This window comes from Prevotella marseillensis, assembly GCF_900625065.1.
Classification (GTDB): Bacteria; Bacteroidota; Bacteroidia; order Bacteroidales; family Bacteroidaceae; genus Prevotella; species Prevotella rara.
Genome location: NZ_UYXY01000001.1, coordinates 2,873,032 through 2,886,396, shown reverse-complemented (window position 1 = coordinate 2,886,396; position 13,365 = coordinate 2,873,032). Strand labels below are relative to the sequence as shown.

General features: G+C 43.8%; 9 protein-coding genes and 1 tRNA gene. 6 read left to right on the top strand and 4 right to left on the bottom strand.

What is annotated here, in order from left to right:
- Window positions 1-7 precede the first annotated feature (7 nt).
- Complete coding sequence (locus tag EJL04_RS11625) at window positions 8-6,682, top strand: rhamnogalacturonan endolyase family protein (protein ID WP_125105027.1); 6,675 nt, start codon at window positions 8-10, stop codon at window positions 6,680-6,682.
- A 724-nt stretch (window positions 6,683-7,406) separates the two neighbouring features.
- On the opposite strand, the gene EJL04_RS11620 is transcribed toward EJL04_RS11625, so the two are convergent.
- From EJL04_RS11620 to EJL04_RS11610, 3 genes are all read right to left on the bottom strand, one after another.
- Window positions 7,407-7,895 carry a DUF4251 domain-containing protein gene (locus tag EJL04_RS11620; RefSeq protein ID WP_125105026.1) on the bottom strand — a complete coding sequence of 163 codons (489 nt, stop codon included), beginning with the start codon at window positions 7,893-7,895 and terminating at the stop codon, window positions 7,407-7,409.
- A 799-nt stretch (window positions 7,896-8,694) separates the two neighbouring features.
- On the bottom strand, window positions 8,695-9,669 hold the full coding sequence (locus EJL04_RS11615) for an IS3 family transposase (protein ID WP_241209919.1): 975 nt from the start codon (window positions 9,667-9,669) through the stop codon (window positions 8,695-8,697).
- Window positions 9,670-9,704: 35 nt separating this feature from the next.
- Window positions 9,705-10,079, bottom strand: a complete 375-nt coding sequence (locus EJL04_RS11610; protein ID WP_125103787.1) for a transposase — start codon at window positions 10,077-10,079, stop codon at window positions 9,705-9,707.
- A gap of 64 nt (window positions 10,080-10,143) precedes the next feature.
- On the opposite strand from EJL04_RS11610, the gene EJL04_RS11605 reads away from it, so the two are divergent.
- The 5 genes from EJL04_RS11605 (at window position 10,144) to EJL04_RS11585 (ending at window position 12,801) form a co-directional block, all read left to right on the top strand.
- Window positions 10,144-10,578 carry a hypothetical protein gene (locus tag EJL04_RS11605; RefSeq protein WP_125105025.1) on the top strand — a complete coding sequence of 145 codons (435 nt, stop codon included), beginning with the start codon at window positions 10,144-10,146 and terminating at the stop codon, window positions 10,576-10,578.
- Between the two features lie 132 nt (window positions 10,579-10,710).
- Window positions 10,711-11,199, top strand: coding sequence for an Imm26 family immunity protein (locus tag EJL04_RS11600; protein ID WP_125105024.1), 489 nt, complete (start codon window positions 10,711-10,713; stop codon window positions 11,197-11,199).
- A 213-nt stretch (window positions 11,200-11,412) separates the two neighbouring features.
- A complete protein-coding gene (locus tag EJL04_RS11595) occupies window positions 11,413-11,802 on the top strand; it encodes a hypothetical protein (protein ID WP_125105023.1) in 390 nt (129 codons plus the stop codon).
- Window positions 11,803-11,817: 15 nt separating this feature from the next.
- Window positions 11,818-12,321: a hypothetical protein gene (locus EJL04_RS11590; RefSeq protein WP_125105022.1), complete on the top strand. Its 504-nt coding sequence runs from the start codon at window positions 11,818-11,820 to the stop codon at window positions 12,319-12,321.
- Between the two features lie 93 nt (window positions 12,322-12,414).
- Window positions 12,415-12,801, top strand: coding sequence for a DUF2019 domain-containing protein (locus tag EJL04_RS11585; RefSeq protein ID WP_125105021.1), 387 nt, complete (start codon window positions 12,415-12,417; stop codon window positions 12,799-12,801).
- Between the two features lie 217 nt (window positions 12,802-13,018).
- On the opposite strand, the gene EJL04_RS11580 is transcribed toward EJL04_RS11585, so the two are convergent.
- Window positions 13,019-13,092 (bottom strand) — tRNA-Ile (locus EJL04_RS11580).
- Window positions 13,093-13,365: the final 273 nt, after the last annotated feature.

Sequence of the window (13,365 nt, the reverse complement as noted above, 5' to 3'; positions counted from 1 at the left end):
TTTTGAGATGAAATATATTGGATATTTTCTTTCAGTATTGGCTTCAGCTGCGGCTCTGAGCGTCTCAGCTGCCGACAGCTTAAGAGTAAAGCCAAAGCATATAGCTCCGCCTCCGGCAGCACAGCATTGGGCTGCCCCTACGCGGATGTCGTTGCAGGGAACGGCCGACGGCGTTCCTGACGGACTGCACATGGTTGGAGTAGACGACAAGACTGTTACTTTGCAGTGGAACAGTCCGGAGCCTACCGACGGATATTATGATGACTTTGAAGGCCATCCTGACTTTGTCATCAACTCTCCCGGCAGTGTAGGGTGGGAGTATCTTGACATGGACAATGAACAGACATATACATGGGCTGCGACATCGTTTCCTAATCAGGGCAACAAGATGGCATTCATCGTTATGAATGTGGCAAAGACAACTCCGTCTGTTGCCGACAATCCTGACGCTAAGCCATATTCTGGCACGAAGATGCTGGTTGACTTTGCCGTTCAGGGTCAGAGCAACGACTTTATTATATCGCCTGAGCTGAACTTTGACAGAGACTTCCAGATAAGCTTCAGGGCAAAGAGCTATAAAGACACTTATGGCCTTGAACGCATCCGTGTGGGATATTCAACCACTGGCAAGCGTGCTTCTGACTTTATATGGGTTTCAGATGGCGACTATGTAGAGGTGCCTACCACATGGACACTGATGAGCTATAAGATACCTAAGGACGCAAAATATGTTACGATAAACTGTGTGTCGAATGATGCTTTCATGTTATTTATCGACGACATTTTTGTCGGCACTAACAACGTGCGCCCGCTTAAGGCTGCTGCAAGCAATCCGCTCGTTGGATTCAACCTGTACAGAAATTCTGTCAAGGTAAATGCTGAACCTATTGTTAGTCTGGTATATTCTGACGAGGTGCCCGACTACGGCAACTACACTTATACCGTTACGGCTGTTTATGAAGATGGCACCGAGACAGGAATGTCAGAGCCTGTCAATGTGGAAGTGCCCGACATAAGGCTTCTTCCTTTCGAAGACGACTTCAGTTCGTGGGTGCTTGATGCCGACAAGTGGTCGACACCTGCTGATGATGCCGGTAATCCAAGTAAGTGGAGTGTAGATTATTATACCTATGGTCTTGTTGATCCTTGTGCTGCATATCAGTATTCTTCTTTGAAGAACTATTCACAGTCGCTCATATCGAGACAGCTCAATACAACAGATGTCAAGAACACATGGCTGCGTTTCGACCTTCGTATGCTCAACTATAACAGCACCACGGGCGACACACTCTCTGTAGAAGTGTCGTGCGACGGCAAGAACTGGACACGCTGCAAGTATTATCTGAGCGACGAGGGTACATATTCATGGCGCCAGGAGCTGATAGATCTCAGCCCGTATCTTACGGGGAATCTTTTCCAGGTACGTTTCCGTGCCCATGGTGAGGAGGCTTTCTATATCGACTATTGGTATGTTGACGACATAAAGGTATGGAATCCTGAATGGACTTCAGCCAGCCTGACAGTTCTCGCAGGCGGAACTCCATTTGCCGGGTGCAGCGTCTCGCTCGAAGGTGACGGCGGAGGCAGATATAATGCTAAGGCTGGTGCTGACGGCAACAAGATTAGCTTTGAGAAGATTGAGGCTGACACATATACCATTATCATTGACGAGGAAGGCCATAACCTATATAAGGGTAAATGGATCGTTGAGAACTCTTCAGCTAACGACGAGGTCGTAAATGTAACTACTCCGGTTCTTTCTGTCTGTGAGACTGAGCTGCATGAAGACCTTAATGTTGAAGATAAAGTTGAAAAGACCGTGACGCTTGAAAATACGGGCGACGGTGAGGTTATGTGGCGTATGCTGGCTGACCATGAGATAGGTTCTGGAGACATATCTGGCCGTTTCCAGCTGCAGCAGAGCTTCGGCGCATCGGGCGATTTGCAGTCGGCCATCGTTTTCGACGGAGAATACTTCTACACATCTTCATGGTACAACATTGGCAAGTTCTATAAGTACGACCGCAACGGAAGATTCATCGAAGAGTTCGATGTTGAGGGCATGTATTATAAGGTGGACGATATGGCGTTCGACGGAACTTATTTCTACGGAAGCGATGACACTAATGCCATCTATCAGCTCGACCTGCGCAACAAACGGCTTGTCAAGACTATAACCATTGTTGACGATCCTAAGATAAACATCACCCACATTGCCTACGACCCAAGGAGCGATGAGTTCTGGGCAGGCGGTTCTAACACTATATGCCGCATTAACCGTGAAGGCAAGATAACTTCGGCCATGCGCAACATTTCTGACGAAGAGAGTCTTGACGTGTACGGTTCTGCTTACGACAATACAACTCCCGGCGGTCCTTATCTGTGGCTCTCACATGAGGAGATGTCTTATCAGGGCGTTGACCGCATCGTGCTGCGCCAGTATAACCTTAATACACGCAGGCTTACTGATGTTAAGCACGAGGTTTCTGACACGCCTGATTATCAGTACACGCCGATGATATATGGTGCCGGAATAGAGACAACAACCAGTCTGTTTGACGGAACATTGTCGTTGGTGGGCATAATGGAGCAGTCACCGGCCCGAATTTATGTGTACAAGCTGTGTGATGCAGGCGACTGGCTCTCTTATTCGCCAAAGGCTGGAGTGCTGAAGGCCGGCGAGAAGCAGGAAGTTAAGATTACTTATAATGCCATAAAGGGTGTTGTGGGTAAGGATTATTCTGCTGATCTCAATATATTCACTCTGCCAGACGTTAATGCTGGAAAGATAGATGTCAGCTATACGGCTGTCGGCCCTTGCGTCACACCGCGCCCTGTAGAGCTTACGGCATCAAGCGAGAACGGCATTGACGTCAATCTGGCATGGAAGAGCGGCGAGGCAGAGGCTACTCCTTCGGGATACAATGTATATCGCGATGGCGTGCGCCTTAACGAGAAACCATTGGCAGAAACTGCTTATGTTGACAAAGGCGTTATACGTGGCGAATATAAATACACTGTTACGGCTATCTATAATGATGTAGAGACCAACCATTCTGACTCTGTTGTCTACAAGATGACCGTGGGTGCTCCTTATTTCGCACCGACTGCACTGAGCGCAAGCATCTCTGAGAACAAGAATGTGGCTCTGTCGTGGACACAGCCCGGACTCGTCCGTCAGAACGAAACCACAATGCGCTACGACAACGGCACATGCAGCACCGGCGTAGGTCTGGCCGACGGCGGCATCTTCTGGATTGGAGCCAAGTGGACTGGCGACGACCTCATTGAGCATCGCGGCATGAAGCTCGACAAGGTTGACGTATATGTCAAGGAGTTGTGCCAGGCCCTGTCGCTCAGAATATATAAGGACGGCAAGTCGGTTTACTCGCAGAACGTTGATGCTGATGATATTAAGTATGGACAGTTTAACACAGTTTCGCTCAACAAGCCTATAACAATAGAGCGAGGCCACGAGTATATCGTTTCGTTCCTCGTGTCTCATGATGCCGGCGTAATGCCTATCGGTATTGATGCCGGTAAGGCCGTTGAGGGCAAGAGTAACCTTATTTCAACCGACGGTTCTGTATGGTCAACCTGTTCAAGAGAAGGATGCGGCACGGGTAATGTTAACATTGCCGCTCACTTTGCACCGGCTGACGATGCAGAAGACGCACCTGTAGGCTATGAGGTGTTCCGCGACGACGCTCAGATAACCACGGCTCCTATAAGTGAGCTTACTTATCATGATGAGGTGACAGAGCCTGGCAAACATGTCTACAAAGTACGCTCTGTTTATGCCGACGGCGGCGTGTCTGGCTTCACCTCAGGTGTAACGGCAGAGATACTAGACCTTGGCACTCCTGTTGCTCCAGGCAATATCAACGCTGACGTTGAACTCAACCGCACGGTGCGTCTGCGCTGGGATTTGCCTGTAGAAGGTGGCATGTCGTTCCCGATAGACCTTACGACAACCAAGGTTAACACTAACGACGGCTGTCTTGAGTATATCAACCAGTTTAAGGGCTACATCTCAGGTGAGATGGGCGTGGCTTCAGACGGCGAGTATATCTACACCACAATGCACAGCGTCAAGGGGGCTGTAAACAAGTATACACTTGACGGCGAGTTTGTTGAAGGATTCTCGATAGACGGTGTCGACAACGGAATACTCAACCTTGCATACGACGGTGAGGACTTTTATGCCTCTACAAACGGCAATTGGATTTATAAGATAGACATGGACAAGCGCGTGGCTACAGACACTATCTCTATCTCGGAAGTAGCACGCCATTTGGCTTACATACCTGACCTCGACAACGGCCGCGGAGGCTTTGAGGTTGGCGACTGGGAGACATCCATCTACATCGATAAGCGAGGAAGCAAGCTTGGCACAGGACCGTCTTATCCTGGTGCGGCCGGAACGGCTTATTATAACGGCGTGCTTTATGCCTTCGAGCAGGGTTATGAAAATCCGTATGTAGTGTCGATGTATGACCTTACCACAGGCAAGAAGATGGCTTCTGTCGACCTTAAGGATTATCCCGAACTCAGTCCGGAGACGGGTACGGCTGCTGGCGGCATGTCGCTCATCACTACTAAGGAGGGACTCAACATTCTTGCACTTGCACTGCAGGGACCAACCAGCGCGCGCTTCATCTTCCTTGATCCGGGAACAATACTCGGTCTTGAGGGCTACAACGTTTACCGCAACGATGTAAAGGTGAACGACAAACCGCTGAAATATCGCTCATATACAACCGAGGAAACCGACCCCGGTACATATAGCTATGCTGTACAGACGGTTTATATAGACGGCTCTGTGTCTGACAAGTCTCAGGCAGCTACTGTTACTATTGTCGACGCAGGCGACTGTGTTCCTCCTTCTGACATTAAGGCCGTGCCGGCTGAGTGTGGCTACAACGTTAACCTCTCGTTCGTTGACCCCGCAACCCTCGACGCTGCTGTGTATGAGAGCGCTGAAGGACAGACGGATGGTTCTGTATTCGCACGCGAAGGCTGGATAAACAGCAATGATGCATGGACCGTGACATCTGCAACGGCTTATCAGGGCGACAAGTCTGTTGAGGCTGCAGCCGGCAACAGCTCGCTGCTGATAATTCCTGTAGGCGAGGCTGATAATGCCGAGAATCTGTTCTCGTTTGTGGCACGCAATGAGAACGACAGCAAAGGCGTAGGCTCTATATCTGTCTATACATCGTCGGGCAGCTCTACGTCGGAGGCCGACTTCCAGAAGCTGTCAACTGTCACGACAACTGAAAACTGGCAGAAGTTCAGCTTCATGCTGCCTGCATCTGTAGCATACGTGGCCCTGCGAAGCGATGCCGACAAGACATCTCAGTATGTTGACGCAGTTTCTGTTGATACAGAAGACCATGCTCTCATCCACGGATACTATGTTTACCGCGACGGCGTCAAACTCAACGAGGAGCCTGTTACAGCCGTAAGCTACACTGATCATAACCTGCTGCCTGGCACATATAACTATCAGGTGAGCGCTATCTACGTTACTTCCGGTCTGAGCGAGCTGTCAGAGCCTGTTACGGCAGTTGTAGACTATAGCAACAACTATCAGGCTCCGGGCATGCTTTCTGCCGAGAAGACTTCTGATGGAGTGCAGCTCTACTGGAGTGCTCCGGCTATAGGCGACGGCATCAACCTCAGATGGCACAGCGGTACGGCACACGATGCTGCCGGTCTGCCCAGCGGCGGTGGATATTTCGCCGGCGTACAGTGGACATCAGACGATTTGCAGTCTTACGGCCATCTGTCGCTTTCAGAGGTTGAGGTTTATGTAAATAACGTTCCCGACCAGATGTTCTTGCTCGTTTATGAGGGTACCGACCTTGTGCGCCAGCAGTATGTCACTAATCTGCGCCAGTATAGTTTCAACAACATCAAGCTGAATACTCCGCTGCAGATTAATCCTGACCGTACGCTCAGAGTGGTACTCTATGTTGAGCACAATGAGATATCTGTACCGCTCGGATACGATGAGGGACCTGCCGTTGTCGGCAAGGGCGACCTTTACTCTTCTGACGGAACTACATGGGAGACGCTGACCGACAACGACATCGACGGCAACTGGAACATAACGATAGTGCTGCGTCCTTATGCCGACTTCAGTTCGGCCGCTCAGGCTCCGGCCTTCGGCGCGTTCAACGTCGCATCACGAAAGGCTCCGTCTGCCGATGTCAGACTGCGCACCCAGGCTGTCAGCGAGTCTACGTCGCCACTCTTCGGCTTCGAGGGATACAATGTCTACTGCAACGGAGGCAGACTCACTGCAGCTCTGATAGCCGAGACTTCTTATCTCGACAACACGGCCAAGACTACAGAATACAACGAATATCAGGTTAAGGCTGTTTACTCTGGCTATGGCGAGGTTGGCTCTAACATCGTGCGCGTGTTCACCAGCGGCATAGAGACCGTTGACGGAAACGACGGCATACGCATCACAGCAGACGGCAGCAGCATTTATGTCTACGGACTTGAGGCAGGCATGCCTGTATTTGTCTATGATTCAGCCGGACATGTAGTGGCTACGGCTACAGCCCGTTCTGCCGATGCTGTATGTATCGATATTAACAGCCGCCCCGAAGGTATATATCTGGTTAAGGCCGGCAGTAAGGTTGCCAAACTTAACGTAACCAAGAAATAAACACTCTCTTTCTTTAAAAAAGGAACGCGCCGTTGTCGCGCGTTCCTTTTTTATTTATAAATATCAAAGATAGAGAAATAAAGCGATGTGCAAGCCAATTATGATTTGCAGCTTTTATATATGCATCTTAATTTTCTGATCTTTGCTGAATTAATACAATAGGTATAGCCGTTTTAGGTTTTACGACAGAAAAATCAAACGTATTTTTTGCTTCGCATTAAGGATGCTGTTTCTTGACTGTAAGGCTCCTTGACATATAGTTTGGCTAGTAGTAAAAAATTAGGACAAAATAATTTTTCAATCTAGAAATCTGATGTGTAACGGATGTTAAATTTAATGCGCTTGTATGTCTTCTTAATTAACATACGTTTGCTTTTAGCTGTTTTAAGCGAGCCAAAACATGCGTTTTTTGTGCCTTAATCTATGACTTTTGAGTAGAAAACGGCCTGCTTTCACTTCGTAAAAGGCCCACTTTCGCACCGTAAGTGGGCGAGTAATATTTTTTAACTCTTGCTGTTTTGTTGCTCAGCGTGCGTAATGTGTTGAATGATAACAACTTAACATAAACGCCCTATTTTGGGCGTTTTTCATGTAAAATCCCGTATTTGTGAATAGCATCGCTGCTCTGAGAGCGTTAATTGTTCGGCTGACGTCCGAAATGTTTACATTTTAGTCCATGCGCCTATCCCCAAAAATGGTTTCTTTCAAGGTCGCCGTTGTGGCGTCATTCGTGCAGTTCAATCTCGCCATTGAACGATATCATCTCGCGTTGCTGCGGCATGACGTTTATCGACGCACTGCCGTTGTCAAAAATATCAATGTGGAATTTATATGTATCCTCATCGTTCTTTACGCTGAACTCCACGTGCTTTCTGTCGCGTTTAGGCTGCGTTATCTTGAAGTTCTCTGTCACGCCGCTGAAGTTGAGCCCCTTTCCGCCGCCGTAAGGCACGTTGTAAGCTCTGCCGAAGTAGGGCAGATACGACACCACGCTGTCGCCTTTAATCCTCAGGTCGAAGTCTGCCGTCAGCTGCACCGACATGCCTCTCGTTGGGTGAGCCGTCTGCACGTTTATCTTGAAGTCGCGGTTGCACACCGCCCTGCTTATCATCTCAGCCTTCTCCTGTTTCTTCCTGTCATTCTGTTGCCTGTCCGTCGTGGCGCATGCCACAAGAATTATTGCCGCGGTTATTATAAATAAAATCCTTTTCATATGTCACATCAAAAATAAATTTCTTTCATTCCGTTCCCTGTCGTTCGCCTCCTCACATCGTTTCCCGGCTATTAGCCGATGTTGCAAAATTAGCCAATTTATCATTAAGCCGCCATTCCTCTAAATCTTTTTAAGATAAATTGATTCAAGTTGTTCAAACAGTTGTTTAGCGTGGTTAAAATGTGTGGAATAATAGGGGGTATATTGTTGATATCAAGTATTATACTTTTATTTATTGGATATCTTCATATCTCTAAAACGTGCCCTTTTGCATGCTGAAAGGCCATGTTTTGCGGTGTAAAAGGTATGCTTTTGTATGTCAGCGTTTTGTTTTATACAGATTTTAATATAATGGCATTTATAACGTCTGCTGCACATTCTTGTTGTAATGTTTATGTTTCTATGTTGATGATACGGGCGAATATATTTTTAAAAGGAACTCATCACTCGTCACATTGCAGCTTAACCTATTGTCGCTCAGCGTGTTATAGTGTGATGAGTTGCCGGCCAAACTCATCACATAACATGGAGACAGCCGATAGTGTGACGAGTTGGAAAGTCAACTCGTCACATCGTAATGCATTGAATGTCAAATTATTATATGCAGATGTGACGAGTGATGAGTTTCTTTAAAAACTTTTTTATGGTTTGTAAGATTGTGTCCTTTCCTAAAATTGGTTGACTTCTAACAAGCCATTCCCTGATTAAAGTTGACTCTGGTTAAACTTATAACTGTTATTGGTTGACTCTACTTTTAATTACTGATTAAAGTTGACTTTTACCGGGACAGAATCCCTGTTCATGGTGTCCTTGGAGGGCGTAGCCCGGAAAGGACACCATGAACAGAAGGCAAAGATAGTCCATCTTCTCCAATATCGGAGCATTCCTGTCTGTTTTTTATGGCCTTTGTCCTAAAACTGCTCCAACGCTTAGATATCTCACCCTGACATGAAGCAGCCTGTGCCGGTGTCATCATGTTGATGCTCATGTGCGGCCTTTCGTTGTTGTAGAAGTCCACGGCCGTTGCCACGGCTTCCCTGACCTGGCCGATGTCGGTGAACCTCATACCCTTAAGGAGTTCGTTCTTTATGGTACCATTAATACGCTCTGCCTGTGCATTGTCCTTCGGATCCCCGGTCTCCGTCATACTGATACTTATACCATTTTTATTAAGCAGCCTGACATATTCGGAACTTGCGTATTGTACGCCGCGGTCTGAATGATGTATAAGGCTGATGCCGTCCATGCCCTTCAGCCTTCCCAAAGCCATGCACAGTGCTTCAATGGGATAAGCCGTCTCAAGCGTCGGACCGACACAGTATCCTACAATCTCTTCTGTATATGCATCAAGTACAATTGAAAGGTAGCAGAAACGGTAGTGTATGTCGTCTGTCCAAATAATTATGTACGTTATGTCACTGACCCATAGCTGGTTAGGTCTGAGGGGCAACATTTCCTTTATAAGATTGGGATATGTCGGAAGACCGTGCCTTGAGTCAGTGGTACGTGGACGGCGCAACCTTTTACGGAGAATCATGCCGTTACATGACATTATTTCTATAAAACGGTCACGGCCGACGGGACTGTTGCCGCTGAAATCACGCCGGTACATGTGCCAGAGCTTCAATGCGCCTATTCCGGGGTCTATACGGCGCACCTTGCGGACATACTCAATCACAAAGGCATCACGGGCGGCCCTCATCATTGACTTTGACTCATCATACTTGTAATAGGCCTGCTTGCTTACGCCAAACAGCGCACAAAGATGTCTCACCCTGTATCGGACAGGGTTCTTCGTGTGCAGGAATGTTACTGTTTGGCGCCAGATTTTTTTCTTATGCTGATGCCTAACTCGGATTCGGCCACATTTATCATCTCGTCATAAGCCTCGGCCTTTATCTCGGCCTTGGTCAGTTCGGACTTAAGACGGAGTATCTCGGCCTGAAGGGCCTCTATGTCTGACGGGAGGCTGACTGAGTCACGAACATGCTTCTCTCTTAGTGTCTTTTTCTTTGTCATAAAATCGACATAATACAATTCAGGTGCAAATTTAGCACACCAGCGGCGAACTGTAGCCTCTGATACGGGAATTATTTTTGATATTCCCAAAAAACTTACACCTGAAGAGCGAAGATCTATCACTTTTTGAAGATATTGACCCTTTTGTGATTTATTTTTCCTCATAATTATTTTATTTATGAGTCAACTTTTTTCAGGGTAAGACAACAGGTTAGAAGACGTGATAAATATGTCTTATAAAATAAGAAAGAAAAAAGGGGATTTATTTTATACCTATGATCTTTTTTGTATAGTGACAGAAACCTTCAAAAGATTTTGCGAAGAAAACAATTATCCTGATTTGACTTTCATACAAATAACGGCATCACCGGGATTTTATTATTTTATGCCTGAGGGAATATTTAAAGTGGATGACGTACGCAGCAAAGTTAAATTTATGAACAAGAGAGAGTGCTGCGGTTCTTATGATGAGATTATTTGTTCAAGACCTTTTTATAAAAGCCCCGACTTCATTCTACAAACAGATGATTTCATCCTTCGCACTAATCATAGATTCGGTTCATTTCAAATGAAAACACAATTAGTAATCATTGGACTCAAAACCATGAGAAAAATGCAAGACTATGGAATTAAAGGTATATATTTCCACAATGTATACGAGTAAATGCCAAAATTCCGGGCGAAAAGATTAGATTTATATGAACATACCAGAAATGGTTTACAACTTTTTTGCCCGCTAAGTTTACATTATTATTTATTCTCAAAAATCTTATCGAACACCAGCAAATAAAGAATTATGGCAAAACGAATAGTAACAAAAATCGGATATGTCTTTTGTGTGGAGATAGACAACAAGTATAAATGTTTTTTTCAATATGTGGCAAATGACATGACACAACTGAACAGCTCGGTGATACGAGTATTCAAAAAACATTATCCTATGGATTACGAGCCGGATATTGAGGAAATCGTGAAAGACGATATACATTTTTGTGCCCATACAATACTTAAATTAGGTATTCTGGATAATGTATGGTACAAAGTCGGTAAAAGCAAAAATCTCGGCGAGCCGGATAAGATAATGTTCAGGCTGTTCAGTGAAGGAGATTTTAGCAAAATGACGAAATCATATAACTGGTATGTATGGCAGATTAATAAAGAACATATACGTATCGGTGAACTGACTGGTAAATACAGACACTACAATCTCGGATGGGTGTTTCCATACCATAGTATTATATGCAAAATTAAAACAGACAAATTTGCAATACGGGAATTAGATTAACAACAAAGACAGGATTATGGCAAAACGAATAGTAACAAAAATCGGATTATAAGTGTGTACATAAATAATATTTCTTCATTAAAACACAAATATACTTGATAAATGGAGACCTGAAATTGTATAGAATATAATTAAATTTATGTTGACATGATTAAAATCACAAAAAAAGCACTTTATACTCTTGTTGCATTATTTTTATTAAATAGTTGCTATATGGATTACGTATATAGCATACGAGTTATAAATTACACGGATAAAAATTACGTGACATACGACTCGTATTATGATTCTTTAGGGGCTTATTGTGACAGTTTGAATTCTAAATTTTACAAAGGATATGACGAAAACAAGAGCAATATCATCGGACTGAATGATCATTATATAAATAGAAAAGATAACGGACGATTTTCATATCCTGCAAAAAGTATTGAAGGCGTTTTCAGTTACAGCCCGGACGGAAAGATACGCTTTTATTTTATCACAGATTCCGTATTCTTTAACAATCCTTGGGACACAATCGTTAAATATCAGATGTATGACAAGAAACTGACATATACAGCAAAGGAACTTAAATTGTCAGATGGAATTATTGAAGTCAGATAAAAACATGAATAAAATATGGATAGGATAGCAAAGCTCATTTTAGGTTTATTATTCGGACCGTTATTAGTATTGATTCTTGTTTTGTTTGTCTTTTTACCAATAAGCCATGACCCAAATTATGATTCTGCCGTAACGTATTTCAGTGGCAATGACATAACAATAATAAACTTCACTGACAGTGACATAATATGTTTTTATACATCCTCTGACACAATGGGTGTGCATGGTGACAGCACAAACATAAGAATCATAAAATCATTTGACAAAGAAAAAGAAAAAATAAAGCAACAAAAAGACTTCTATCTCCATGCACATTCTCACCGGACGTACCATCAAGGCAATATAACAGAACGTTTCTTCAGTCAGAGCTATGACGGCAAAATGCGTTTTTACATAATATCAACTTCCGTATTCTATAATAATCCTTGGGACACAATCGTTAAATACCAAATGTATGACAGAAAAATGACATACACCGCTAAAGAACTTGATTCTGTTATATATGTAAAAATAAAATAATGAAAGTTCATCTGGCATAAAAAACACATGGTCTTGTCGAAACACAAAAATATAAAATAAATGAAAATATAAATGCAATAAACTCATATAAATATGAGAAATATAAGAACTATAGAAGGAGCATTGAATCTTTTTGAGAAAAATGCTATCATACAAGGAGAAGCTATTATTTCTGGCAATTACAAAATTTGTAATAAAACTCATGACATTATAACGAAATGTATAAACTTTCTCAAGAAAAAAAATAAAATGGATTTGCTGTTGCCCTATCTAGAACACAAAAATGTCTCTGTCAGATATATAGCCGCATCTGCTTTACTTCCATTATACACAAAAGAAAGTAAAAAGACTCTGAAATGGATAAGGAAAAAGGATAAAAGCATAATCGGACTGAATGCAGAAATAACATTAGATGAGTGGAGAAAAGAAAAATGGATGAAAATCATAAAGAAGTTATGGCCAAAACCCTGTGTACTATGAAAATATAAGATAGAGAACTTTGACAATGTTTATAATGATTTTAGCTGAAAAATAAATTATGGGAAAATAAAAAACATAGAGGAAGCATTAGCAATATTTGAGGATTGTGCAATTAAACGTGGATTTGCGATTGATGAAGGTTGCTATAAAAAGGCATAGTATAAATTCTGATATATACAACAAAAAACAGGAAAGCATTTTGCTTTCCTGTTTTCGGTGGGCCATCCAGGGCTTGAACCTGGGACCTCCAGATTATGAGTCTGTTGCTCTAACCAACTGAGCTAAAAGCCCTCTTAAACCTTGTGGTGTTAAGTTTTCGTGTGCAAAGGTATAGCTATTTATTCAAATAACCAAATATTTTTTGCAAAATATGCTTTAAATGACGAAGAAAAGTTGTTTTGCGGTAAAATATTCGTTAAAAAACCATGATTGTGGGCATCTCGTTGATACAATTCAGCGAATTATGTTAACTTTGCAGAATGTAAAATTAACGGACTCATAATGAGGCTTACGGGTCTTGACGGGTCTGTGATGTTCAAGTCGGATTATAATATCAATTCATTA

Bases quoted from the DNA above. Each gene is read 5' to 3' on its own strand.
- EJL04_RS11600 (WP_125105024.1), top strand. From the start codon at position 10,711: ATGGCAAAACGAATAGTAACAAAAATCGGATATGTCTTTTGTGTGGAG.
- EJL04_RS11590 (WP_125105022.1), top strand. From the start codon at position 11,818: ATGGATAGGATAGCAAAGCTCATTTTAGGTTTATTATTCGGACCGTTA.
- EJL04_RS11595 (WP_125105023.1), top strand. From the start codon at position 11,413: ATGGATTACGTATATAGCATACGAGTTATAAATTACACGGATAAAAAT.
- EJL04_RS11620 (WP_125105026.1), bottom strand. From the start codon at position 7,895: ATGAAAAGGATTTTATTTATAATAACCGCGGCAATAATTCTTGTGGCA.
- EJL04_RS11625 (WP_125105027.1), top strand. From the start codon at position 8: ATGAAATATATTGGATATTTTCTTTCAGTATTGGCTTCAGCTGCGGCT.
- EJL04_RS11605 (WP_125105025.1), top strand. From the start codon at position 10,144: ATGTCTTATAAAATAAGAAAGAAAAAAGGGGATTTATTTTATACCTAT.
- EJL04_RS11585 (WP_125105021.1), top strand. From the start codon at position 12,415: ATGAGAAATATAAGAACTATAGAAGGAGCATTGAATCTTTTTGAGAAA.
- EJL04_RS11610 (WP_125103787.1), bottom strand. From the start codon at position 10,079: ATGAGGAAAAATAAATCACAAAAGGGTCAATATCTTCAAAAAGTGATA.